Origin of the sequence: Leptospira fletcheri (assembly GCF_004769195.1) — a bacterium.
GTDB classification, from domain to species: Bacteria; Spirochaetota; Leptospiria; order Leptospirales; family Leptospiraceae; genus Leptospira_B; species Leptospira_B fletcheri.
Map to the genome: position 1 here is coordinate 256,044 of NZ_RQET01000001.1, position 25,764 is coordinate 281,807.

Genomic DNA, 25,764 nt, shown 5'->3' on the forward strand with positions numbered 1-25,764 from the left:
GTTTGACATAAAGATGTCAGTATACTTTCAGTAATTCCACTTCGAAAATCAGGGTGGAATTGGGTGGGATATCGGCTCCGGCCCCTCTGGATCCGTATCCGAGTTCCGGAGGAATGGTCAGTTTCCTGATTCCGCCTTCCTTCATTCCTTGGACTCCCTTATCCCAACCCCTGATCACTTGGCCTGATCCGAGATCGAAATTGAAAGGTTGGCCGCGGTCCTTGGAACTATCGAATTTTTTACCGTTCGTCAGCCATCCGGTATAATGAACGGTTACGTTAGAACCGTTAAAGGCTTCCTTGCCCGTACCTTTCTTGATATCCTTTACGACTAGCCCCTGAGCTTGGGAGAATAAAATCCCCGCACCCATCGACAGGACCAAGCCGATCAGAATAAAAACGGAAACTCTCACGTTGATTCCTTTTTTTGTCATTTTCCTCTACCACCTGTTCGTCGAATACCCGAGCCGGAAAACCCTCCTTTCGTTTGGCTGCCGAGCACCTTCGTGCCTCCACTGCCTCCCTTTAAGGACTGCTTTTTCTCGAACTCTTTCTTCCATTCTTCCGAATCTACGACTGCCAGGGTTTTTCCTGAAATTTCTTTTTTATTCAGAGCGTTTAAAGCCTTTTTGGCGGATTCGTCCTCCATTTCCAACGACCCGTATCCCAAAGAGCGTCCGGTCAGCTTATCCCTTTTGATCGAAATGTGCTGGGTTTGTCCGAACTCGGAAAACAATTTTTGTAAGTCCTCTTCGGACCAATCCTGGGGAAGGTTTCCCACGGAAATTTTCATATCGCCTCCTGATTCTTTCTTTCACGACGATTCCGTTCCGTCCCGCTCAAAGAAAGCGGGCCTTTGTGGATCCATTCTTTAGGATCGGTCGGAATCTGAAACTCGAATTCCTATGTTCCGCTTTGAAAATCGAACCCTCCCCCATCCTTCGGAACCGCGGCGGAAAAAGGGAAATCCCTCGAAGGAAGACCCCCAAAATTTAGGTTGTGGCGGCCTCTCGCCCGCAGAATATTCAAAAAACGACCCTTCGGGCGCCCTCCAACCCGACGAAGGTAGGTACTTACCAATATGGATATTTTTCTGATCATCGTAGGAGTCATGTGCATCCTCGGAGTGATGGACCTCGTTGTAGGGGTCTCCAACGACGCGGTGAATTTTACGAACTCTGCGGTGGGTGCGAGAGCCGCTTCCCGCCGGTCCATCCTGATCATCGCATCCATCGGAGTGCTGGTCGGAGCCATGAGTTCCAGCGGAATGATGGAGGTCGCTAGAAAAGGGATTTTTCGACCGGAATACTTCTCTCTGGCGGAGTTGATGTTTCTCTTTTTGGCGGTAATGGTCGCGGATATCATCCTTCTGGATCTTTATAATACCTTAGGACTCCCGACTTCCACGACGGTTTCCTTGGTCTTCGAATTACTCGGCGCCTCTCTGGCGATCGCATTTCTAAAGACCGAAACTCCGAACGACGCGTTCAGAATCATCAATGCGGAAAGTGCTCTCAAGATCATCTTCGGAATCGTACTCTCGGTCATCCTTGCCTTTTTTGCCGGAATGATTCTGATGTTCCTCTTCCGCCTAGTCTTTAGTTTCAAATTGGAAAAAACTCTCCGTCGCTTCGGCGGTGTGTTCGCAGGATTGTCTACGACAACCGTCTTATTCTTCGTAATTTTGACTGCGATGAAAGGCTCCACAATGATCAGTAAAGACGTGCTGAAATGGCTGAACCTTCACTTCGGTCAGATCATTCTTTTTTCCTTCATCGGATTTTCTGTGCTCTTCCAGATTCTGGTGCTTTCCGGTAGAAACGTTCTGAAATTCGTCGTGCTCCTCGGAACGGCGGCTCTCGCCATGGCTTTTGCCAGCAACGACTTAGTGAACTTCATCGGAGTTCCCATCGCAAGCCTCCAGACTCACGAACTGATCCGATCCTTAAATGGGGATTCCGGTGCCCTAGCGGCGGGTTTGGCGGGAGAAGTACCTACGCCGAATCTTCTTCTGTTTCTCGCGGCTCTCGTAATGATCATTTCCCTTTTCCGTTCTAAGAAAGCGGAGACGGTTACTCTGACGGAAGTCAACTTGGGTTCCCAAGGGCAAACGATCGAGACGTTTCAAACCAGTTTAGCGGCAAGGGTATTCGTTCAGATAGCGCTAGGAATCTACCGACCTCTTCGGGCGATTCTTCCGAAATCCCTACGTTCCTGGATCGCGGAAAGGATGAAAAACAACGCTTCCGAGGACATCGTGCGGATCCATGAATCGGACGCCTTCGACCTCTTGCGTGCCTCGGTCAATATTCTGATCGCATCCGGTTTAATTCTGATCGGAACCATGCAAAAGCTCCCTCTCTCCACCACCTTCGTTACCTTCATGGTGGCGATGGGAACATCTCTCGCCGACGGTGCATGGCAGAAGGAAAACGCGATCCACCGAGTCAGCGGAGTACTGACCGTTGTAGGCGGTTGGTTTATGACGGCGATCTTTGCGTCCGTGCTCGGCGGAATCATCGCGGTTTCCTTCTTTTACTTCGGATTTGCTGCGGTAATAGGAGTCCTCGCCTTGACTCTTTTCCTCGTCGTCCTATTCGCGAAAGTACACGGACAACGAAAAGCGACTTACGACGAGAGTGTGGAAAAGTTGGTCAATCTGACCAACCATCCGGAAAAGGCCTTAGCCAAAACCGTTTCCTCCATTTCAGGAAGTCTCATCCTCGCCAAGAAAGCGATGAACAACGTCTGCTCCGGATATATCAACGGGAAAAAGAAGGATTTCAAGCAGACGGGAAGACTTCTAAAAAACCTGAAAAAGACGTACGAGAGTTCGATCTCCGGTTTTCTGACTTTGGCCGAAAGACATTTCGACGAAAGCGAATTCCAGTCCATCCATCCGATGACCGGCGCTCTCGGTTACATCGACCGGATCTCCGAAAATATTTCGAATATACTCAGGAGCAGTTCGAACAGCATAGATTCCCATCGCACCGCATTGAATAAGGACGAACGTGAGGACCTGAAAGACCTGCGCAAACTCGCCGAGGAAGGGTTCGAACTTTTGGTGGATTCCGATAAAATTCCTAGCCTACTGGAAAAAGCCAGATCCAAAAAGAAACTCAAAGAGCTCTCAGATATCAAAATCCGGATTTATAAAAACCAGATGAAGCGGATCCGAAAAGGAGAAAGCAAACTGAAATCCAGCGTCGCCTATTTCGTAATCGTCGAGGAGTTGGTGGACATTAACGAAAATCTAATGGCCCTCGCCGAGGATTTGGCGCAAGTGATTCCCTGGGCGGAAAGCAAGAAAAGAGCCTTACAAAGATCGGCTCCTCATATCGGCAACGGCAAGATTTCCACATTTCCGGCGCCGTCGGCAGGAAAGCAGAAGAAAAAGAAGAAACAAAAAACCTGAAAAAGAAAACCCGCCTCCGAGCGGGTTTTCTTTTTTTACGGTGACGCTTTCAACCGAAAAGGATCGGTCCAAAAGCGGTTACGAGTAACGTGAGGAAAAGTACTACGATCGGGATAACGATATGTTCGTGCCTTCCGAGAAATCCTTTTCCCTCCAAAGTCGTATCCTTTACTAAAAGTTCCCGGACGACGTGTTTCGTAAGTAAGTGGTTTAAAGCCACGGGAGGAGTGAGGTATCCCAATTCGAAGGAAACGAGCGCCGTCATCCAGAAATTCAAAGGATGAATTCCGTTGGCCTTCGCGATCGGATAGAGAGTAACGGAAACCAGAATCACCGCTCCGTACGGATCCATCAGCATTCCGATAATCACCAAAGCGATCGTAAGCACCACCATCGCGGAAATCGGAGAACCTAATTGCGTGGGAAATAGATTGATGACCTCGGATCGTTCGAACACTCCCCCCATACAGGCGGAAAGACCCATGAGTAACAAAAGAGCGCCGAGGTGGGATCCCGCATCGTATGAAGTTCTGGAAAGTTTTACCGCCTCTCTCGCAGGCTCGGTGATAGGATGCGAAGATTTGGATAGCTTATAATCTATGGACAACAGCGCAAGCATCGCGAGAGGTAGAATGTAAGGCGCGGTATGTTCGTCGAAATGAGTACCCAATCCCAAAACGATGATGAGAACGATGGAAACGGAAACCAGCATATAGATGCTGAAAGGCTTAAACGCTTTCCAGGTTTGTTGCCACGCATCGGTCGCCGGACGTATTTTCCAGGACTCCTTTCTCGTAAACCAACTCACTAACAGGAATAGGGTGGAAGAAACTGCAAACACCCTCCAACCCCAATGGAACAGTTCGTCCGTAGTTACGTCTAGATTTAAAGACGCGACGATGACTACAAGTAGGCAAGGAGGTAAAACCACTCCGAGACTTCCGGACATGGCTGTCGCCGCAAGAGCCCTTTCCTGTGTGGCGCCCGCCCTTCTCAACTCCGTAAAAATCGTGGCGCCTAACGCTAGCACTACGATTCCGGACGCTCCACTGTAGGCCGTAGGAAGTGCCGCGACCACTACGATGATGACAGCCATTAATTCCGAAGGAAGTTTCCAAGGATTCAGAAGATCGAAAAATCTATGTCCTAGAGAAGTATCCCGGAGGAGAATTCCCGTCCATACGTACAATCCGATCTGGATGTAAAGAGTCGCATGAGCCGTTAACTTTTGCAGATAGATCGCCAAACCTGCCGGGTGGTGTTCCAAAACGAAAAAGTACAGACCGCAAACGAAAGCCATCCAACAGTAAAGAGGAATACAAAGAAGGATATGCGCAAGGTTTCCCTTCTTTTCTACTGCTTCCTTTCCAGGAGCGAACACCGGATGACGGAGATTGTACAGGTTCAAAAAGGATAAAAAGGCCAAACCGGAGATCCAAAGTACTTGGATCTGCGCCTCGACTCCTTTTTGGAGGGGAAGCATGTAAGCTGCGGAGACGAGAACGATCAGATTCGCCGCGATCTGGCTGAGTTCGGTTACGAATTCTTCCCTAAAATTCTCGGGGTTTCGCAGAGCGATATGATATCGTCTCGTAGTGGAAACGGTTCCTGCAACCAGAAGAAGCACGACCATCGTCATCGGAATATAATCCGTAGCAAAGATCGTAATCCAAGAAAGGCGTCTTTCAATACCGCAGTACGTCGCTTGGGTCCAGGTCAGATTCGCAGCCAGCTTGGCCAATTCTAACTGGGTTTCCGTAGGTCCGGCGGAGGAACTCGGCTTAACGGCCGATCCCATGTCCAGTTCTTCCAAAAGCTCGGAGTCCGATTCGCTTACCTCCGCTCTCTGGTCGCCCGCCGTAGCGAGACCCGCCATGCAGACATTCCGGATCATCGCATATTCCGGCCAAATACTTCCACCCAGACCTAGGAGCCTAGCTTGTACGAGCTGGGCCCCGCTTTGGATCAAAGGTACGAAAAGGAAAAACAATACGGACCAGGAAACGATCTTTCTCCACATATGAACTCTATCCTCGGGATTTGCGGTCGACTGATAGTCGCGGAAAAAGGATTTTCCGCGACCGAATTTTATTTTATTTTTATGGAATGGAAATCGGTTTATTCCAAATTATCGGAACATTCCGTCGCGCTCGGGTCCGTCTTGCAACGAACTCCCTTCATCAGCTTTAAGATTGCCGGGTGATATACTTTCTTATCGCGAAGCTTGATCCGGACTTCCCTGAATTTTTCGAAATAACTTTTGGCCAATTCCTTGGGAACTTCCAACCAGAATTTTGCCGGAATCTCTTGCTCTGCTCTCTTGGTCAAAGCGAGCATAGAATCGAATTGGGAGGACGCCCAGCTTCTGGAAGTGTTTCCGAAATTCTCCGGAAAATCCTTGTGCCGTGCCACGATCTGGAAGGTCAATTGACCGATGGGAAAACGGACGATACCTCCGTTCGGAGAAATTCCCTTCATAAGTTCCAAAGGCTTGATCCCGATCGCGGGAGAATAACAAGCATCCGCTCTTCCGTTATTGAAAATACCTGCAAAAGTAGCGATCTCCGCCGGGACCATGGAGGCGCCGACGATATCCACCATCGTAGTGGCGGCCTGGTCGTAGGTCAAAGTTGCGATCTTTTTGCCTGCCAAATCTTTGATGTCTTTTAGATTTTTATCTCTCAGCAAAAGATACACTGCCCCGCCCGGAAACATAGCCATGGTTTCGTAGTCTCCGTCCACGTTCAACTTGCGTGCTTTCGGATTGGCCAAAACTTCTATCGTTCTATGCAAAAGATCGTAACTAGGAAGGGCTCCGATCGCTTCGATGGATCCGGATTGAGGAACATATCCTCGAACCCTTAAGGAAGTTAGGAATGCCATATGGCATTTGCCCGCTTTAAAATCGCTATTAGCGACCACCTCGTCGGTATAAGCTTTGAGATCCAGACGGATCCCCCAAGTGAGAGCCTGTGCTTGGTATCTCTGCGCGGATTTGTACACATCCCCATGAGCGCCGGAAGGATCGAAGACGCACATCGTGCGATCCACTGCCTCCGCCGCGTCCGCATTTCGCAGTCCGATCGGACTTCCGAATGCGGACAAAATCGCCGCAAGTAATATCAGTTTTTTCATTTTCATTTTCTCCTACTCTTTCGGAATCCCGCTTCGAATCCCGAAAGTCTATAAGTCCTTTAATAAATCGTCGTCTTCTTTCGCGTTCTTACGTTTCCCGCCCGGGAATGGACCGAAATGAATCGGCCCCCTATGTCCGGTTTCTTTCACCCAAATTTTATCCGACTCGTGACGGGACAGACTCTCGGCGAACGTCTCCAGCAAACGGAATTCCTTTTTAGGCGGAGACTGCTCGAGAGATTTCGCGTGTTCTTGGATCAACTTTTTCATCAATTCCAGATTTCCTCTTCCGGCCACACCTTGGAGCTGGAAAGCGCGGGAAAGTCTGACTCCCGCTTGGTCGCCGATTCGAACCGCCTCTTCCAATTGCTTGAACGCGTCCTTTCCTTCCGGAGTAGCTCCGGGAACCGAAAGCCAAACCACCGCCTCGAAGGCCAAGGGTGTACCCCACCATTTCTTAGGTTCCAGGCATTTGGAAGCTTGCGAAACCACGGAAGGGATTTCCGTGGTAATGCCGGCGTATCCTTGCGCCGCACGGTCGTGCAGGATCGCGAGCAGTCCGGAAGCCAGGCCGACCATAAAATAGAATTCTTCCTCATCGTTCATAGAAGGGCATTTGCCCTTCCATTCCCCGAAATATTGCAAAAAGCGATTGTAGGAATCTCCATATCTTTTTGCCGCAAGTCCGTGTTGGCGGATCTGGATCGCTTGAAAATCGGAGGCTTCTTCCCCTTTTCCTTTTTTTACCGCAGCTAAATAAGAAAGTTCCGCCTCCTGGGCTTTACGTTCCGCGCAGATTCCTGCCCCCATTTGCGCGACCATAACGGGCAATTCCACGGAAGTACCCACTCTCTCAAAGGAGGCGATGAGAGGCCCTAAAGCGGTGCCTCCCGTACAAACGGAATCGATATCATCCGAGGCCAAAAGATACGGGACAAGGTTGTCGGCAGCATAAGAATTCAGAGTCCGCCCGGTAACGCGATACACGATGGAGCAGTTAAAAATGTTTATTGTAACAATCGTTACAAAAAAAAGAGTGAGTTTCTTCATGTCGAAATCGGATGTGCTTTCCAAATAGAGATAGGGGAACTCTGGAAAACCTATGGAAAGGAGGAAGTTCCGTCCAACTATTTTTTTTCTAATGATTGTTTTATTCTAAATTCGCGACCAGGTGCGAGAAGAATCCAAATTGTTCGCTTTTTAAGCAACCGAGTTTGCGGTTCGAATCTTTTCGACCAACGCAACCGTATCCTGCTCCGGTTCCACCCCTAGCTCCTTTTTTAGGATCTTTTTCAGATCCTCGAATTTTCTGAGGGCTTCGTTCTTCCGGTCCAATAATTGCAGAGCCTCGAAGTGGAATCTCCAGGCCCTTTCATCCAAATCATCTAGCCGAATCCAACTTTCGGAATCCAGAAACAGTTCTTCCGCATTCCCACTCTTTTGGGACGATTCGCAAAGGATTCGGTATGTTTCAATCAGGCTTTTTCTTAAGTAATCCCTCTTCACATCGGATTCGGGAAAATACAGATCGAATTCGAAAAAGTCCCCTCTGTAGTGCTCCTGGGCATTTCTGAATCCGACAAGAGCCTCTCCTTCTTTCTTATTTCTCAGCAGACGATTGGCCTGCTCCAATTCCCGTTCGAATTCCGAAAAATCCACGATCACCAGGTCTGGATGGAAATACAGTCTATCCTCCGCAAAAACTAAGGCTTCCGGATTTCCTAGAATCTTACGCAATCGGAACAATAACGCGTGTAGACTATTCAGGGCATTTTTTTCCGACATTCCGGGCCACAGGTTCTCCAGCAATTCCTCCTTATGGATTCCTTTTCCGTAACGAACCACGAGGAGCTTAATGAGTTTCAGAAGTTTCTTTTTGCTGGAATATTCGGAGGGAGGGATTTTCTTCCCGTCCAATTCCAGTTCCAAAGGCCCCATGGCCTTGATTTTCAGGATTTGGGAATTGGATTCTTTCTTTCGGGTCGGTACCTTATCCGCCGGAAAATCCGATCGGGCAACCTCCCCGCTCCTATCCTGCGGGGATTTCGGACCGGATGTCGGAGACTCGGTGGACGGGTATTTTAACCATCTCGAGATCGATTCCTTGAATTCCAAACGCACTTCCCGCTCGGATTTATTCACCGTCAAGAAGCTGTCCACGGAAAACATCAGGATGAGAAAACTGAAATGAGAGGTGTACGGTAGCGGAAGGACGTCCGTAGAAACCAGAATGTCCATAATGACGGAAGAGCAGAATAGAAAAAGACCGAAGAGAAGAAACGGATTCTTAAAATGGTTTTTCCGGAATTGGTTCATGACTTTGAACAGGGTCCAGAAAATCATTAACATTCCCGAAAGATACAGATATTGGACCAGGATCGGTTGCTTGGTTTCGTAAATGACGATGCCTAGAGAAGGAAAACTTCTAGGATGAGACAGCTCCATCGTATATGCATTCGGATCCGTAACCAATATCCCGGAAAGTAGAAGATTCAAAAAGATATAGAGATAGGTGAAATCCCGGCTGAAAATCCTCCGGTAGCTATTCACAAAAAGCACGAGAGCGGTGCCGAAAAAAGGGACCGCGGTATTTTCCAATCTCTCCCAGACCAACGCTTTTTGAGCGCTTTCCGCATTGATGGTCTGTATAAAAAAGAAAAGGTATGCTCCGTAGGAAATCTGCAAAAATGCGAAGTGGAGCAAATAAACCTGCTTTCGGTTCCGAAGAAAAAGAACCAAATGGTGAAAGGTTCTATAAACTAGAACCGTAACGACCAAATAGCAGGAGAGTTGGTAATATGTCATGATCGACTTTCCTTTTCTATCTCACAAGGATTCCTGCAACCCATTTCTTAGAAGGAGATAAATTTTGTGAATAAATGCTCACAATTTACAATTCCTATCGCTATTCGCTATAGCAATAATACATTCATCCGAATCTAAAACACAAAAGGAACAGGAATAGAAGGAATAGTTTTCGATTCCGAACAAACAATTCTAAAACGACCGAACCAATAAAAAAACCGGAAGAAAAAGTTCCGGTTTTTTTATAATTAACGTTCACAATAAGCGCGAGAGATGGCCCGCCACTCTACTCTAGGGACATACGATCAAAGAAGCAGGGTCCGAAACCGCTTGTCCCACGAATCTCATCCCTCCTAACAAGTACGGATCGCCCGTCTGAGGAGTGCTCAACGTAAAGAACTGAACCTTATCGCTAGTCGCGCTGATTGCACATGCGGTGGAAAGGTTCAGAGGAGACGAGGTCGACGCAGGGTTTCTCAATTTCGGGAAGGTAATCGTAGAAGGCATGGGGATTTCCTTCATGATACTGTTCACCATGGGGACGATCAAGGTGGTTACCAACGGGGAAATGACCGCTTTGATTCCTTCCGGATCCAGCCCGAAAGGATCGTACGTCGCTCCCTCCAGAACTTCTACCGCATAATTCAAGTTGTTCACGGGATCCAATATAACCTGGAGCGCATTCAAATTCGCTAAATTAGGATTTCCGGTAGGATTCGAGAATGTTTTGAAACGGAAATCTGCGTCCGCGGCAAAACTGATTCTCACGGTTCCGAGAGCCTGCTGCGTCCCGTTGGGTCGCGTATCCGCGGAACAGTCCGTCAAATCGTCTCCGGAAAGTCCGGTGCAGGACGCCGGTTTCTTGGCAATGATCTGCAACTGCATTTCCGTAAAGAAAAGTCTCATCTTAGGGACTCCCGACGAAGTCATTGGCTTGAAACTTACGTTCGGCGCATGGATGGGAGAAAGCACCATATCTATATCGTCGTAAGATTTGACCGGAGGCGCCAATTGGTTCGAGGAATTCAAGCCTTGCAGTTTATTCCTACCCGGAACCAAAATCGTTACTAAAGGAGAAGCCTTAAGAAAGGAAGTGGTCAAAGCAAAGAGAGGATCCGATCCCGCGAAGGAATTCATCCCGTTGATGAATTGCTGATTCAATGTGATGTCCAGACCTCTTCTCTTCCAAAGGTGATATGCCGCCTGAGAGATGGTATCCGTATGCATGGAAATCAGGAATCCGGGATTGCCCGAAGACTGGGTGAATTGATACCCGGAAGGAGGAGGATTTCCCGCGTTCCAATTCCGAGTGGATACCATTCCCGTCTTGCCCGACTGCATACGTAGACCAGCGGCAGGGGTATAACCGCTCGTAAAAGCGAAGTCCAGAGAGGAAACCAACCCTTTGTTCGTGCCGTCGTCCTTGATGATCGCGTCCGTATTTAACTTAAACCTGACCGTTAAAGGAAATCCACCCAGAGGAGCGGGAAGATAATCCGGCAAGGAGATGGTGACTCCCGTGTCCCGGAGATCCGCGATCACCGAATTGAGTACGTTCGGCGCGATCCGGGTCACGATGTCCTTCAACATATATTGGGTGATGATCTGTTTTACCAAAGGCACAGTCGTTCCCGCCATGTCTTGGATGGATTGGCTACCTACGATGGCGGCGATCACCGTGCCGAACTGTTCGCTTCCTCCTAAATACGTCATGGGAGAAGTCCACATGAAATCGGAAGTATCCTCTCCGGGATATAGACCGGCCAGAGAAAGATGGTTCGGGTTCGACCAAGGTAGAATAAAGAAATTATTCAGATTGGAAACGATGTCGGACGCGCTTGGATTGTCGGGAAAATAAGAATCGTTGATCGTAAACGGAGTGCGCACGTTCATCGTGATCAATCCGTCCGTTCCCACACTGATTACGTTTCTTGCGCGAGCCGTAGCCAACCTAGGCTTGGAAAGTTGGACGTTCTGCCAATCGTATCCGGTTCCGTTCAACACCCCTTCCACGGCAGGATCCCAATTCAATTTGGCTGTGGTCGTAAATATCAATTGTGCTCCCGGACCCATGAAAGTTCCGAACCAATCTTCGAAACGGGAAACGACCAGAAGGTCCACTTCCACATATCTGGATTTTAAATCCAAACCGAGGCCGGGAGCCACGGAACCCGCTCCCGGATTCACTTTCAAATCGGCGGCTACGTTTCCAAGTTGGGTCCCTACTCCCGCGGAACAGCCGTATGTGGAATTATTGGAACCGCAACGAACGAATTGAGGAAGTCTCATATCCGTAACATAAACGTCCATATTCACTGCGGCGTTTCCGTTAGAGATTCCTTGGTTCGTGATGTTCAGCGTAGCGCTATATTTGGAAAAAGGCCCCGGAGCGATCGCGCTTACGTCGCCGAACGTCTTGAGACATGCGATCCAACTGACTGCGTTATTGATGTCCACAGTATCGTTGCACATAGTACCGATATTTCCTTTCGGTCTACCGTAAGGAGAGAATACTGTGGAAGTATATCCGTCGTACTGTTTCACGTCGGTAGGATAATGACAATAGCTCCAAGCGGGATCGTTCCAATGAGTGATTGCCTGGCACTTGGCGGTGTCTCCCGCCTTACAAGCGTTATAGTCGTTCCAATTCCAGCTGGAGTTCGGATGATAAGGAGCCCCATAATCGTTCGGCCCTCCGTTATCGGTAGGACCGCACTCCGCAGGACGGACCCAGCAATATCCTCTTCCTTCCCCTCCCGGTTTCGAACCGAATACGGAGATATAAGAATAATTCTGAAAAGCGGAGAGGTTCGCGTTTCCGGACATTTGTCCGTCGGGTTTCATACAAGCTTCTCCGATCGTCCACTGCCCGTTTTCGTAGAATTTCCTTTTGGGATAATCCGGAAGACCCAATAGGAATTCCTGGAAAGTTCTAGGAACTCCGCCGGAATCCAGAACCTTAAACGCTCCGGTCGTGAACTTCTGGATCGCTTTCCCCAAAAAAGGCAGCATCTGTGCCTCGTCCATAACGCCGTTCGCGACGTAAGGAAGAATATTATCCGCGTTCTCCAAACGACCGAAATTGAAGCTGAAATATTTTTGGAATCGTTTCCCGTTCGTAGTCGTGATCTCGTAATAATACGTATTTCCTCCGATCGTGGGAGGAAGGGGAGAATTACTCAAGTTCAGAGTGATCGGACTGCTCATGGAACACGGCGGTGCGGAACAGACGGATTGGGAATTCGAAGAGCCTACTTTTTTCAGGTTGATGGTCTGGATATAATTGTTCGCCACCACCGGGCTTTGAAAATTGGAAGCCAATTGCAGAGGAGCCGACTGGTCAAAGGACATATCGTTATTTCCGTTCAGGACATATTGGCTTCCTTGGGTGATCGTATTCGTCATGCTATAATCCACGGCCGTGCGGAATTGCACCGAATATTGTTGCAAAGCCGTTCCGGATATGGTCAAAGCCGATGAAGTGATGGTGAGAGTGTAGACTTCCGCGGGACGGAATTCCCGATACGAATTGAAACGTAGCTTTTGACTACTCATCCAATAAAATTCCCCGCCGGGATTCGGCCCCAGCATAGGCCCCTTGCTTCCGACGATGGAAAAATTCGCCTGCGTCAGCGTCTTATTCATCGGATGGGAAAAACGGATTTCCAATTCCTTATAACGATCCACATTGTCTAGGGAATTGATGAACAGTACGGCTTGGGGATTCGCCGCACCGAAATCCACAGGCAACTGAGCTACATCGTTATCTACGCTGTTATAGGCCGGTTGCAGATTCGGGTTTGCTCCGGAGCCGCGGCCGAAGGAAAAAAAGCCCAAATCGAAAATATCGGAGAGATCTAATCCGCTTCCGTTCTTGGATTTACAGGCTCCCGAAAAGGAACCCAAAAGCAGGATCAGGACGATCCAAACTGCCTTCCCCGGAATACCCGCCGATCTCAAAGTGTTTTTTTCCCCGGTTTCCATCTCTTTGTCTGATCCTTTTTCCGTTTTTTTGAAAAGATTGCGTTTGATTCCGTTGGTCTTCATACTTCCTTCCTCACCGTGAAAAGATCAAAGTCAGTCGGTTCCAATACGTGTCCGAATTTTCGTCTTGGTTGAATCTATCGTAGAACGTAAAGCCTCCAGGCATCTCCTTCCTTCCGCCCGCAGCCATATCCGCGAAGATTCCGGTCAAAACCCCTACCGTATAAAGCAAGGAACTGGAATCCTGGTTGGGGGTCTGAATCATATCCGAAACGATCAACCGCTTCAGATCGGTAAAGACTGCTTTCAGAGGATACGGGGTGCTCATATCCGATTCCAGATAGGAATAGAATTCTCCGGTTTTTACGATTCCGAGTAGTACTCCTACGACGCTCCTTCCGTTGGGGGAAGAAATGTCCAGCAGGTCCGCGGAATCTCCGCTGATCAAATTTGTGATTAGATAATCCTGGTTTCCGTCGGAGTTTCTGAACAAGGAACCCAGGAGGTTCAGAATTCCCGCGATTTGAGCATTGCTAGGCACGTTGTCGATCACCATATCCAAGGAAAAATCGATCATCGGAACGAGACTATATACGGATTCCGTGGAGAAATAATCCCGGAGGCGCACCGCCCAAGCTCCTACATGGTCCCAGCTCGTGTCATACACGTTCGTGGATCGAGTCGTAGGATAACCTGCCAACAGATCTCGCACAGATTCCAAGTAGGTCTGTAGGTTGTACTGAATTGCAGTGGGGGAATCGCTAGTGACCTTGATTTCTCCTAGGAAATCGGCCAAAGAGGAAAAGGTCAAAGCGGCGCCCGTCGCCCTTGCGGGGGTTCCCATTTCGGCCAACATAGTCACGAAGGTGGAGAGAAGCTCGGTCCGGGACATCAGATTCAAGAGTCCGTCCTGGTACCTCCTTTCGTTTTCCGCTAGGAGAGAAAGAGGGGACCGGATCGGCTTTTGGGTGACCGGATCCAGATACCGGAACACGTATTCGCTCGGACCGGCGGAATTGCTCCGGATGCTGGAGTCCGAATTCATAATTTTTACTACGTCGATCTGACGACTACCGGAACCGGTTTCCGGGTCCGTAATTCTTCCCAAAAGAGGACGGGTCAAACTTCCGCTCAATCCGGTCAGGATTTGAAACGGATTGTGAGTCGCATCCGCTTGGTCGTCCAGAGTTTGAGCCAAAGCGACGATGAGAGGAAGCAACCGATTTCTGCTATCCCAAGCGCTGTCCACGGAAACTCCGTAGGTGGAATCGGCAGGAGATGCCAATACCCGATTCGAAGTCAAAAAGGAAAGCCTTTCCATCACTCCGAAATTGGCTGCAATCGATTCCGGAATGACTCCGTACGAGGAAGTCGGAGGATAAAAGATACTATAAACGCTCGTATCACCCAGACTGTTAAACGTCAGTGGACCGGATCCTGTGGTACCGTAGTCCCAAGCTTCCAGATAAAACATGCTGTCTCCGGGAACGTCCGAGTAGTTCGCTTGGAGAACGGGAATCCCAGGCTGGCGAAAATTCGGTTGGGTGGAACTGGCACATCCGGGTTTCAGATACGTCTGCTTTACTCTCCAGATCGCATTGATTTTGTCCGTGCAATTCGGACCGTCCTGTAGGATAGGAACGGCTCCCATGAGTCCGGTCAGACCATTCCCGATCAAAGTCACGAATGCCGCCATCTTGTAAGGAACTCCGACTCCTAGAGAAGCGCGCAAAGGAATGACGGCCACCATCCTCTTTTCGTGTAAGAGCCACTGGAAATTCTTATAAATCGCTTCTTCGTCCGAATTCACGGCTCTCTGCGTTTGATCGTCCTTATTGATTTCCCAAACGGGGATGCTCCACCCTTTGGCTCCGGACGCGTTCGCTCCCGAAGAAACAGGAGCGAAGGAATTGTCGGAAGAACTAGCGGAAGTCTCCCTTCCCCCCGGACCCACCCAACGACAGAGTCCCGTCCCACTGCAAGTACCGCTAGCAGTGTCAGAAACCTTGATTCTGTATTCGGAAGTGTTCCAGCTGGATTTGTAGATGAGATCCACTCCGTTGGAGTCCTTGTACATGTTTCCGTCTATCGTATAAATCGCACCGGAAGAATCCGTCCTGTTCTTGTTGTAATACGGCCCGCCGCCCGACAATAAGACTTTGCGCACCAGTTTCATGATAAAAGGGATCGTCTTGGTATAAACGGGATCGGTCGCAGAAGGAACGATACTTGGATCGGGAGCTTCCAATAGCGTCAATGTGGGAGTATTGATGGAGATGGAAAAGGCGGTCGGATGAGAAGCGTCTCCGTTTCTGAAAACCGCACCGTCCACGGAGCTCTGGTTCATAAAGGACTTGATTCCTATATTACCCGTCATGGTGGAACCTAGAGAATAAATGCTGTCCCCGACCGTTAGAACCCCTCCCGTCATCGGTCCACCGTTAGCGGAACCGTTCGGCTCCAGTCTCATCATCGTAGTGTCCGCGGGATTCTCCCAACGATAACCGAATTTATCCGAGAGAGTCAGTAGGAACATCAAGGATTCCAGAGCTGTTACTGGACTACTGCTCGTATCGTTTACTCTGTCCTTCCCTTGAGCGTCCATACGGATCAGTTCTTTCAGGGAGAAATCCACTCCGCTGATGTTCCTGGAAAAGTCGAAGTTGGCCAAATTTTGCGCCAACTTCAAAGAGAGGACGGCATTCGGATCGGAAGTGAAGGTTCCTCCCCTGGACAGCATCGGTTTTAGGAAACGAAACGCCTCCGTCAGAACGATCGAAAATTCGGAAGGATATACCGGATCGGTATAATCCGTAAGAGTGGGATCGGAGTACACGGAACCTTGAGCAGTATAAAATTTCTGTAAATTTATGATCAGCTCCTTCAGAACCGTGTCCGAGGATTTAAAATCGCTGAACCCTGCCCTCTGTTGAAAGGATTCGCCTACGGAAGAGATGATCTGAATGAGCTTCTGTTTCATCACCCGATCGGCGATGAGAGACGGATCCACCATTCCCTCGAGTAAACCCTGTAAGGCGCCCTTAGCGGTAGGATTTTGGTTCAAAGCCTTGTCCAGCACATCCTCCAACTCTACGAACAGGATCCTGATTTCCGGATCCCGTAATACTGCGGCGAGTTCCTGGAATTTGGTCTGCATGTCGCTTTTCGAGTAGGTGGCGTACATGAAAGATAACGCATTCTGGCTAAGCGGAGCCAGGCTTCTGAGCACCGGCTTGGGATACGTTCTCAGGTTCTCCAACCAAGGTTGCAAAGTGTCGAATGCCTGGTTCGGAGCGTTCTGGATCCGGTCCAGAAGATCATGGACTTTCAAGAGGGATTGCCTCACATGCGCTTCCGGTTTGAGAAGCATGTCGCTGGAGGAACGGAGAAATCCTACGATATCGTCCCGGTAGGGAATCGTCATGGAACCTTCCAGACGATCGTTGAAGGGAATCGGTTGGAGACTTTGGAAGCCTGCCTTCAAAGAAGGATAATTGTCCAAAAGATTGAACAGCTTCAGCCCTCCGTTGTTTTGGAGGTTGTCGAAAAAACTGGAGGGATTGTCTATTGTCCCCTCTTTGGACTTACAGGCCAAGGAGAGGAAAAGTGTAGTATAAATCCAAAACCGCTTTCCAATCATCTTCCGCTTCCCTTTCGCTTTTTGGAGCTTCCGGGACAGCATAACGAACGCTACATAGCATCCTCTTATATCACTCTTATATTTCCACTGGCGGAGAAAAAAAAGAGAAGGTTTCCAAGGAAAATTTCCCGGGCAGAAAAACCCGATTTATTACATACCGATTGTTATAAAAAAATGAGATTTCTTGGCTCAGGTCCCAAAATATCTTTTGAGACTCGCCGTTTTTGGAAAACCAAAAATCAGCAGACCGGACCCTTCAATTACGCGACCAAAAACGTATGTTATCTAAGAAAAACCAGACAAATTGGCCCCTTAACCAAGGAGGCAAACAGCTCCTGCGCTTCTCCTGGAGGGGGGGGGATTTTCTTGACAGAGCAAAGACCAAGACTCAGATTCCTCGAATGCCTTTTTCCGGTGAAAACATGACTCATCTTGTATTTTTCACCTCCCTCCTTTGGGGAATCCTCCAATTCGGCGCCTATTTGGGTGCATTGATGTGCGTCGGCCAAATCGTTCTCGAGAGAAAAACCGCGCTCAACCGACTTTTGGCCGTATTATTCGCCCTACTCTGTGTATTCCAATCCTGTTCCCTTCTCTTTCTTTCCGGGGGATTTCAGGCCTATCCTCATCTCAGTGCAATGTACCTTCCCGCCCTAGGATCCGTGGGTCCGGTATTGTACGGAATCCAAAGATTTGCGACAGAAAAGGAAACGGATGCCTTCGGAAGTTTCGGCCTAGACAAAAAGCACCTGGCTGTTCCCCTGCTTTTTTGGCTCCTCTACCTTGGCAGCTTCTTCTTACCGGAAAAGACGGTTTCGGAATCGATCGGAAATTTCCTCTCCTCTCCCGGGATCCGAAAAGAAGAAATAATTCTATTCTTTCCGTTATTCCTACTCTCCGGCTATGTCTTTGCAATCCTGTCCGAAAGTTTGGACCTCTTCCGAGCGGAAGTCCTAAGCCAGGAATGGACGGCGAGAATCCTACTTTTTCTCGTATCGGCCACCTTGATCAACCTTGCCTTAGGAGCCGTCTATCTTTGGACCAGAGAACCCGTGTTCCTTTTGTCCAACGCTTCGATGATGGGAGCCAGCCTTTGCCTTGCCTATTTGATCGGACACAAGCGTCCCGAATTTTTCCGAACTCTACAGGAAGTAGCGCAGGCAACCCGGCAAAAATACGCCCGTTCCTTGCTCCTGGAACTGGACCGGGAAGCGCTGAAAGAGAGTCTGAAAAACCTGATGGAAAAAGAAAAACTCTACCGGGACGAAGAGCTGAGCCTAGCGGATCTCGCGGACGAACTTGCACTTTCGACTCACCAGATTTCGGAACTTCTAAACCAGGAGCTAGGCAGGAACTTCGCCGCTTTTGTGAACGATTACCGGATCCGGGAGGCTTGCGAATTATTAAAATCCCAACCGGAACGGTCGGTCCTGGACATCGCCTTCGAAGTGGGTTTCCGCACGAAATCCTCCTTCCACAGAGCCTTTCAGAAACATACGAATAAAACCCCATCCGAATTCCGGAACGAGAAGGGTGCGAATTTATAGTTTGAGACCGAAACCCCCGGCTCATTCGATCATTTCGGACGACTGGGATTCTAAAACGGAGTATCCTCTACCCGACGAAAAAACAGGAGAACACCGATGACAACGATTGCAATCCGTCCGGTTTCGACCAAGCCCGCTTCGGCACTTTCCGACCGGGAAAAAAGCAAAAAAATCATGAAATGGATCCGCTTCCGGGATAGGCAGCTCCGGAAAAAATTCGGATTCTTAAAACACCAGAATGAAATCGGAGCCGCCATCACTTTAGGCTCCGCGTTCGGTATGATTCTCTTCGCGGGTTTGTATCTCGCCGGAATCGTTCCTGCCTGGGCCTGCGTGATCGCCAACGCGATCTTCGCCTCCTTACTTCACGAGATAGAACACGACCTCATCCACAACCTCTACTATAAGGACGATCTCTCCAAACAGAATTTCCTATTCTGGGTGGTATGGATCTTCCGAGGAAACACGGTTAGTCCTTGGTACAGAAGAATGATCCATACCTTACACCATAAGGTCTCCGGTCACAAGGAAGACATAGAAGAAAGACTGATCGGAAACGGAATGAGATTCGGAGGGAAACGCTTTTTAACGATGATGGACGGAAATCTGTCTTTCCTATTCCAAGCACGTCGGTTGAGAAAAGAAGCTCCCAAGTTCAAAAGAAGCGAAATCGTGCGTTCTAGTTGGCCGTACCTCGTCGTCTTTTATCATCTCTGGTACGGATTTCTCTTCCTGAACGGATTTTACTTTCTCAACGATTTTCTCGGAAAACCGATTTCCGTGCCAGATTGGTTGGATACGGTACGTTCCTTTTTGAACGCCTCCGCGGTCGTCTATACGATCCCGAATTGGATCCGCCAGACGAGCATCCAGATCGTTTCTTCCAACATGCATTATTACGGAGACGTAAAGGGTTTGTACGACCAAACCCAGGTTCTGAACTCCTGGCTGCTTCTTCCACTTCACCTTTTCTGCTTCAATTTCGGAAGCACACACGGCATCCATCATTTCGTGGTGAACCAACCCTTTTATTTGCGGCAGGCGGTGGCGCCTTTCGTCCATCCGGCCATGAAAAGGTACGGAATCCGATTCAACGATTTCGGAAGCATCTTTCGGGCAAATCGTCTGGAAAAAACGGAAGGAGTCGGAGTCGCCCGATTGGCATCCTAAAACCCCGTTTTCCGGCGGATTGTTACATCAATTTGAAAAAGGAAATTCGAATCGGGGATTTCCTTTTCTTTTTCCCTCCCTGAGATAAGTTGGGCGAACTTCCATGGAAGAGAGCCGGCTCCGGACCTACTTAGAATTCCAATTCTCGCAGATCATCATCAGCGGCAACGTCCTGTTCGCACACATTCTTCCCTATTCCCCCTCTATGATCACTTGGGGAAGGACCTTGTTTTCCAGCCTGCTTCTCGGAAGCCTATTGTATCTCAGAAAAAGGCCTCTTTTCTTTTCCTCCCCGAAGGAGAATTCGATTTCTTTCGCTCTGGGAATCCTTCTCGCCGTACATTGGGTCACGTTCTTTGCATCGGCTCAGATTTCCACAGTCGCCGTGGCGGTGCTGACCCTATTTACCCATCCGATCTGGACCGTTTTTCTGGAGCCGATCTATTTTCCGGTGAAAATCAAAATCGCCGATTTGGCCATGGCGGGCTTAGTCTGTTTCGGAATGTGGATCCTGGTGCCGAAATTCGAACTAGGAAACGAATATCTACTCGGAGTCGGAATCGGACTCTTATCCGCCTTAACTCTGGCGCTCCGAAATCTTTTGACAAAGAAATATCTTTCCAGCCACGGCTCTTCCCAAGTGATGTTCCACCAAAGTCTCGCTACTTGTATTCTTCTTTCCCCCGTCTTAACGCAAGAATCCGTCTTCCGTACCGGAAAAGAATGGGCATCCGTGTTTCTACTCGGAACCTTTTTTACCGCCCTAGGCCATACCATGTACGTAAAGGCGGTATTCAAAATGAAAGTCAAAACTGCGGGCCTTCTTTCCACGGTACAACCGGTTTACTCCGCGTTACTCGCTTGGTTGATCCTCGGAGAATTTCCGAGAAGGGAGGAATTCTTAGGCGGAGCCTTGATTCTGACCGCTGCACTCGTCGAGTCCCTTAGATACAGGCAACGATCCGAATAAAAGTCATGTCCAAGCAATTCTTTCTCACGATCGCAGACACTTCGGCTCCTTTCTTTCTGGAGCATGCGGAAGGCTCCGTCAATTGGTCCAAAGCCCCTCTCTCCGCGCTGGAAAAAAAGAAGAACGCGATTCCTTCCAAGAAGAAACACCGAAGGGTCCGCGAATCCTTCGGCAAATATACGAAAAGAATCGCGGAGATAGGATTCAATTCCGTCACCGTGGATGAATTGTGTTATCTCGTCCCTCACCCTTTCTTTCCCGAAGAATTGAACGCTAAGATCAGATCGTATCGAAAAAAATATAAGAAATTATTCAAGATAGCTCGCGCGCAAAAGTTGAGAATTTTTCTTACTGCGGATTTCCTTTCCTTTCATCCTACGATGACCGAGAGAACCAAGGGGGATTTGGATGCTTGCATCGATCTCTTTCTGATCGGACTGGACGGTTTCTTTAACGATTTTCCCGAAGTGGACGGAATCGTTCTGAGAATAGGAGAATCCGACGGAGTCGACGTTCGGGCGGATTTTAAAAGCAAATTACTTCTCAAAACTCCGGAACAAACGAACTATTTCCTAAGAAGATCCGTTCCAATATTCGAAAAACATAATAAATTAATGATTTTCCGGACCTGGACCTTAGGAGCCTACGAAGTGGGAGACCTGATCTGGAATCCGGAAACGTATCGGAAGGTTTTCCGAAATATCCGCAGCGATTCCTTGGTGATTTCCATGAAATACGGAGAAGGCGATTTTTTCCGTTACCTTAGGTTGAACCCTCTTTTCCTGCAGGACGATCGCCCCAAATTACTGGAGTTGCAGGCCAGAAGAGAGTACGAAGGATTCGGAGAATATCCGTCCTTTGTCGGATGGCTGTACGAACGCTATCGCACCCAACTACGACACGCCAAGAACCTCGTGGGCCTAAGCGTTTGGACCCAAACGGGCGGCTGGTCCTCCTTCCGCAATTTCACCTTCCTGAAAAATTCCTCCTTTTGGAACGAGCTGAATGCCTTCGTCTCCCTGAAGCTTTTTACGAAAGATTGGTCCGTAGAAAAATGCGTCTCCAAATTCTACCAAGGAGCAAGACAGGAAGAATTTTACAGATTCTTGAAATTAAGCGATCGAGTGATAGAGGACCTACTCTACGACCCCGAATTCGCGGGTAAAACCTATTATCTTCATAGGGTCCGTCTCCCTCCTTTATTGCACGTCACTTGGGACAGGGTGACCGTCTCCGATCCGTTCCGATTCCTATATTCCGCACTTTCCGGAAATCCGAATCTATCCATCCGCTCGGGAGAATCCGCCTTTCCATTACTGGACGAAATGAATCGTTTGGCGGAAAAATTGGACCTTCCTTACAATCACGAATTCCAAAAGGAGACGTTTTATCTGCTACTGCTCTGCAGAAAACTTCTCTACAACCGCGACCTCTCCCGGGAAGAGACTTTACTCGAAGAAGCGTTGGAAAAGGCGAAAGATTATCATGAAAGATATCCTGATACGTACCGATTCCATATTCTTCCCCGCAAAAATCTCCCAGGCACGTTTCAAAAATTCCTGCTGCGTTTGTTCGTAAGGGGCCGAAGTCGATACAGGATTCTGGACAGAATCCTGTATCATCCTGCCTTGCGATTCCTATATTATTTGGTCTACCTCAGGATCCGGCGCAGATTGCCCAGTTTTTTGAACCAACAAGCGATGCCGGTTCGGGAACTATTAAGGTGAAATCGGATTGACGGACTCGCGAAAACCGGCCAGTCTTTCCCCATGCTCTCTTTCCGGCTCCGCCTTCTCCCTCTCATTTTCGGAATTTCTTTTTGTTCGATTCTCATCGATTGTTCGAGCACGCAGAGCAAAGAAGACGGACCGAAAAACAACTCCGAACAGAGTTCCGCCGGAACATCCACGGAAACAACCTCTTCCCGGTCCGCGGATCTGGATCTCTCCGCGCAAACGATAGAAGACGGAAAATGCGAGCAAGGAGATTGTGAAAACGGCTCCGGAACGTACGTATATTCCAACGGGGACAAGTATATCGGAACGTTTCGAAACAGCCTCCGTGACGGTCACGGAAAATTCGCTTATAAAAACGGAGACCATTACGAAGGAGAATTCGCGGAAGACAAAAAGGACGGATTCGGGACGTATGTGTTCGCAAACGGAACCGTACTGGAAGGGAATTTTTCCGGCGGAGCGCTGAAAGGAAAATCCAAACTCACTTTTTCCGATGGAAGCGTACTCGATGTGGATTTCACCGACGACAATAACTCCGGGCCTGGAAAATTCACTCGCTCGGACGGAACGGAATCGGAGGAATGCTCCATCCAATCCAAAACATTATTCTGCCCGAAAGAATAGCTCTCTAGTCCTCCGAAGTAGATCTCGATTTCTGCGTTTCCCATTCCTTCGCCTGGGTCGGATCCACTCTTACCAAGGTATGAGATACCTCGAACTCTCCGCTGGCCCAATTCGGCATGGTCCGGAATTCTACGATCCTGTACCAGACTTTTCCGGCTTCCACTTTGAACAGGTGATTTACGCAAAGGCATTTGAACTTGAAACCGAATCCGAACTCTGGAGGAGTCACGGAATGCGGAGCGGCAAAGAAGAAAAGATCTTCTCCGGTTTCGTTCTTGTACACCAGTGCGAAACGTCTTAGTTCTCCGGCGCTGAGCAAAAGAGTCGAACCCTCGATTTCTCCGGAGACCGGGGCTTTTTCCAAAGAGGAAACCGTTTCGGTTTCCCAGAGAGATACGGGGCGCCCTGCGGCAAGCTCATGCAACCGAATCTTTCCCGGGAAACCGCGGGAGTTCCAGAGGATATGAACGGGAACCACTCCTTTTTTCCCTGCGAGATTCAAGGAGAAGGATTCTTTCTTTTCCTCCTTACCGCAATCCATAAGAATCGCGGCGGATACCAAAAGCGCTAGAAGCTGACCGAATTTGTCCAAGGAATTTATTCCTGTCCCAATTCCAGAAGTTTAAAATGGAATACTTTGTCCGGATTTTCGTTTTGGACGTAGATCTTATCACCGAATTTCCGGATGCGAATCGTTTCCTGGAAAATTTTTTCGGTGTCATCCGGATCCGAATTTCCCATATTGCAATCCCGACCGCAACCGTTGCAATCTCCTCCGAAATATTCCTCCTGCTCCTGTTCTCTGGAGGTTTTTTGGCGGACCAGGCCGAAAATCCTGAGTTTCAAACCTTCCGGAGTCGCTTCCTTAATTTCATAATTTCCCAATGCGAAGAAACTTTTGGCCATTCTGTTTCCCCATCCGGTGTCGGTAGTGTTTCCTTCCAAAAACATACTCCCGTCGGATCTCAGGCGGAGGGTCCAGTTGGAGGATTCCAAATACAGTTGGGAAACCTCCTCGCCCGCATTCTCGTTCTCAGCCGGAGGAGGATTGGAATTCGTAGCCTTCGTCTCTTCCGCTACGGAAGCGCCCACCGGAATTTCTCCCGAATACTCGCCTCCTACATAACTCCAATTCAATACGTTCGTAATATTCGCCGCGGCGAATTGGATGGCGTTTTCCTTCGCGATCTTACGCACCTGTTCTATCGGATTCGGAAGGATCCATTCCTCTCCGTCGGAAAATCTCAATTCGCTGATGATCAATCCCTTATAGGTTTTTCCCCCGTAAATGGAATCGACGGTGAGCCTAAGTTTCTTTCCTTCGAAGGGTTTGGATAGGGAAATGGTCTGAGGCCCCATCACATCCTGCACTTCTATCTTGTTCGTGCTTCCGTCGTCTCCGGTTAAGGTAGCCGTTTTCAGTCTACCGTTGGTTTGGCAATGGCTATCGGATCGTTGGTAACCGTTCCAGATCTTCAAGGATTTGATTTTTTGCTTTTCCTTGAATTCGAAATCCAAAACGACCCCGGCGCCTTTCTTATCCGACGCCCAGGCATACTCGTACCTGGAATCGAACAAATTCATAACGTCGTAGGACAAAACGGGCTTAGCCGTTTCGGAGGCCTTGACGGAAGCCTCCACTATTTTCGGTCCCTTCCATTTCATCTTATTCCCTTTTTCGTCGTAGAAAGAGACTTTATCCACGCAGAGGTTCGCGTTCTTGTGGAAGTTGAAAGTGACGGATCTCGCGTTTTTTGGGGAAGGAAATTCCACGATCGCAGAAGATCCCTTAGGCGCCAAATCCTGATTATATTCGTCAAAGTTAATATAGGCGGTGATAGGATCCGTAAACGATTCGCCGCAGGATTCGATTTCGATTTTCGACAAAAGAAAGGCCTCGTCGGGATAAACGTGGAGTTTGACGAAATTCGCCCCTTTTTCCGGTCGCCATTTCTTTCCCTCCAAAATATCGAACGGAAGGCCGCTTTCCATGGAAGTGGCCGTGATCATGGACACAGGCAATTTCTTCCCGCAGAAGACACAAATTAGCAAAAAGGGCAACAAGGCCGGAAACTTCCATCTCATCCGGAACCACCTCCGTCTTTCATTGCGAAATCATATTTTTCCCGAACGAATTTGCAAATCCAAAACGAAAGACCGAAATTGAAAACGTTTCTCAGATTTCTCGAACGGAAAAAGAGCACTAGTTTGGACGTAAAATTGTCCTTGCATTCTAGAACGGCAAAACCAGGATTTCATGTAGGACTCCTTCCCATGTCCATCCCAAGCAGATATTCCATTGCAATTCACGTTCTTTCCTTGATACGAACCGAGGGAGGAGAAGACGTTACGTCCCAATTGATGGCCAACAGCATCGGGACCAACGCTGTCGTGATCCGAGGGATTTTAGGAAAATTAAAAAAGGCAGGTCTTGTACAGACTCGTCAGGGAGTTCCCGGCGCTAAATTGGCAAGGTGTCCCGAAGAGATCCGCTTACTGGAAGTCTACAAAGCTGTGGAATCTTCCGAAGAACTTTTTTCCATTCACGCGAAAGCGAATCCGAAATGCGAAGTCGGCAAGAGAATCCAAGGAGCGCTCGTGAGGATCTTCCAAGATGCCCAAAAGGCTCTAGAGGAAAAATTGAACGACTTTACCCTGGCTCACGTACTCCTCAACATCGAAGAAGAAAAGAAAAAAGGCGCCTAAAAAAGGCGTTCTCTCCCTTTCCCGTAACAA

At 48.7% G+C, this 25,764-nt stretch carries 17 protein-coding genes; 7 read left to right on the forward strand and 10 right to left on the reverse strand.

Features of this window, described 5'->3' with window-relative positions:
* Nucleotides 1-16: 16 nt before the first annotated feature.
* Nucleotides 17-370, reverse strand: coding sequence for an FKBP-type peptidyl-prolyl cis-trans isomerase (locus tag EHO60_RS01180; protein ID WP_425460262.1), 354 nt, complete (start codon nucleotides 368-370; stop codon nucleotides 17-19).
* A gap of 59 nt (nucleotides 371-429) precedes the next feature.
* Entirely contained in the window at nucleotides 430-792 is a 363-nt protein-coding gene (locus EHO60_RS01185) for an RNA recognition motif domain-containing protein (protein ID WP_135766328.1), read from the reverse strand.
* Nucleotides 793-1,080: 288 nt separating this feature from the next.
* On the opposite strand from EHO60_RS01185, the gene EHO60_RS01190 reads away from it, so the two are divergent.
* Nucleotides 1,081-3,417: an inorganic phosphate transporter gene (locus tag EHO60_RS01190; protein WP_135766329.1), complete on the forward strand. Its 2,337-nt coding sequence runs from the start codon at nucleotides 1,081-1,083 to the stop codon at nucleotides 3,415-3,417.
* A gap of 49 nt (nucleotides 3,418-3,466) precedes the next feature.
* Here EHO60_RS01190 and EHO60_RS01195 read toward each other — a convergent pair whose 3' ends face one another.
* The 6 genes from EHO60_RS01195 to EHO60_RS01220 form a co-directional block, all read right to left on the reverse strand.
* The gene (locus EHO60_RS01195; protein ID WP_135766330.1) at nucleotides 3,467-5,437 is read right to left on the reverse strand and encodes a TRAP transporter large permease subunit; all 1,971 of its coding nucleotides are present in this window, start codon (nucleotides 5,435-5,437) and stop codon (nucleotides 3,467-3,469) included.
* A 98-nt stretch (nucleotides 5,438-5,535) separates the two neighbouring features.
* Complete coding sequence (locus tag EHO60_RS01200) at nucleotides 5,536-6,558, reverse strand: putative solute-binding protein (protein WP_425460256.1); 1,023 nt, start codon at nucleotides 6,556-6,558, stop codon at nucleotides 5,536-5,538.
* A 42-nt stretch (nucleotides 6,559-6,600) separates the two neighbouring features.
* Nucleotides 6,601-7,602, reverse strand: a complete 1,002-nt coding sequence (locus tag EHO60_RS01205; protein ID WP_135766332.1) for a hypothetical protein — start codon at nucleotides 7,600-7,602, stop codon at nucleotides 6,601-6,603.
* Between the two features lie 150 nt (nucleotides 7,603-7,752).
* Nucleotides 7,753-9,357, reverse strand: a complete 1,605-nt coding sequence (locus tag EHO60_RS01210) for an AfsR/SARP family transcriptional regulator (protein ID WP_135766333.1) — start codon at nucleotides 9,355-9,357, stop codon at nucleotides 7,753-7,755.
* Between the two features lie 291 nt (nucleotides 9,358-9,648).
* On the reverse strand, nucleotides 9,649-13,404 hold the full coding sequence (locus EHO60_RS01215) for an Ig-like domain-containing domain (RefSeq protein WP_135766334.1): 3,756 nt from the start codon (nucleotides 13,402-13,404) through the stop codon (nucleotides 9,649-9,651).
* A gap of 10 nt (nucleotides 13,405-13,414) precedes the next feature.
* Complete coding sequence (locus EHO60_RS01220; RefSeq protein WP_135766335.1) at nucleotides 13,415-16,981, reverse strand: hypothetical protein; 3,567 nt, start codon at nucleotides 16,979-16,981, stop codon at nucleotides 13,415-13,417.
* A gap of 422 nt (nucleotides 16,982-17,403) precedes the next feature.
* Between EHO60_RS01220 and EHO60_RS01225 the strand changes: the two genes are divergently transcribed.
* From EHO60_RS01225 to EHO60_RS01245, 5 genes are all read left to right on the forward strand, one after another.
* Nucleotides 17,404-18,528: a helix-turn-helix domain-containing protein gene (locus EHO60_RS01225; RefSeq protein ID WP_246028084.1), complete on the forward strand. Its 1,125-nt coding sequence runs from the start codon at nucleotides 17,404-17,406 to the stop codon at nucleotides 18,526-18,528.
* Between the two features lie 96 nt (nucleotides 18,529-18,624).
* Nucleotides 18,625-19,698 (forward strand): fatty acid desaturase, encoded by a 1,074-nt coding sequence (locus tag EHO60_RS01230; RefSeq protein WP_135766337.1) that lies wholly within the window; start codon nucleotides 18,625-18,627, stop codon nucleotides 19,696-19,698.
* Nucleotides 19,699-19,801: 103 nt separating this feature from the next.
* Nucleotides 19,802-20,668 carry a DMT family transporter gene (locus EHO60_RS01235; RefSeq protein WP_135766338.1) on the forward strand — a complete coding sequence of 289 codons (867 nt, stop codon included), beginning with the start codon at nucleotides 19,802-19,804 and terminating at the stop codon, nucleotides 20,666-20,668.
* A 5-nt stretch (nucleotides 20,669-20,673) separates the two neighbouring features.
* Nucleotides 20,674-22,395 carry a glycosyl hydrolase family 67 gene (locus EHO60_RS01240; RefSeq protein ID WP_135766339.1) on the forward strand — a complete coding sequence of 574 codons (1,722 nt, stop codon included), beginning with the start codon at nucleotides 20,674-20,676 and terminating at the stop codon, nucleotides 22,393-22,395.
* 42 nt (nucleotides 22,396-22,437) lie between these two features.
* Nucleotides 22,438-23,028, forward strand: a complete 591-nt coding sequence (locus tag EHO60_RS01245; RefSeq protein WP_135766340.1) for an MORN repeat-containing protein — start codon at nucleotides 22,438-22,440, stop codon at nucleotides 23,026-23,028.
* Between the two features lie 4 nt (nucleotides 23,029-23,032).
* Here EHO60_RS01245 and lsa20 read toward each other — a convergent pair whose 3' ends face one another.
* On the reverse strand, nucleotides 23,033-23,620 hold the full coding sequence (lsa20, locus tag EHO60_RS01250) for an LIC11469 family lipoprotein adhesin Lsa20 (protein ID WP_425460257.1): 588 nt from the start codon (nucleotides 23,618-23,620) through the stop codon (nucleotides 23,033-23,035).
* Between the two features lie 5 nt (nucleotides 23,621-23,625).
* Nucleotides 23,626-25,113 (reverse strand): discoidin domain-containing protein, encoded by a 1,488-nt coding sequence (locus EHO60_RS01255; protein WP_135766341.1) that lies wholly within the window; start codon nucleotides 25,111-25,113, stop codon nucleotides 23,626-23,628.
* A gap of 123 nt (nucleotides 25,114-25,236) precedes the next feature.
* Here EHO60_RS01255 and EHO60_RS01260 point away from each other — a divergent pair, with 123 nt between their 5' ends.
* The gene (locus EHO60_RS01260; RefSeq protein WP_246028085.1) at nucleotides 25,237-25,734 is read left to right on the forward strand and encodes an Rrf2 family transcriptional regulator; all 498 of its coding nucleotides are present in this window, start codon (nucleotides 25,237-25,239) and stop codon (nucleotides 25,732-25,734) included.
* The last annotated feature ends 30 nt before the right edge of the window (nucleotides 25,735-25,764 follow it).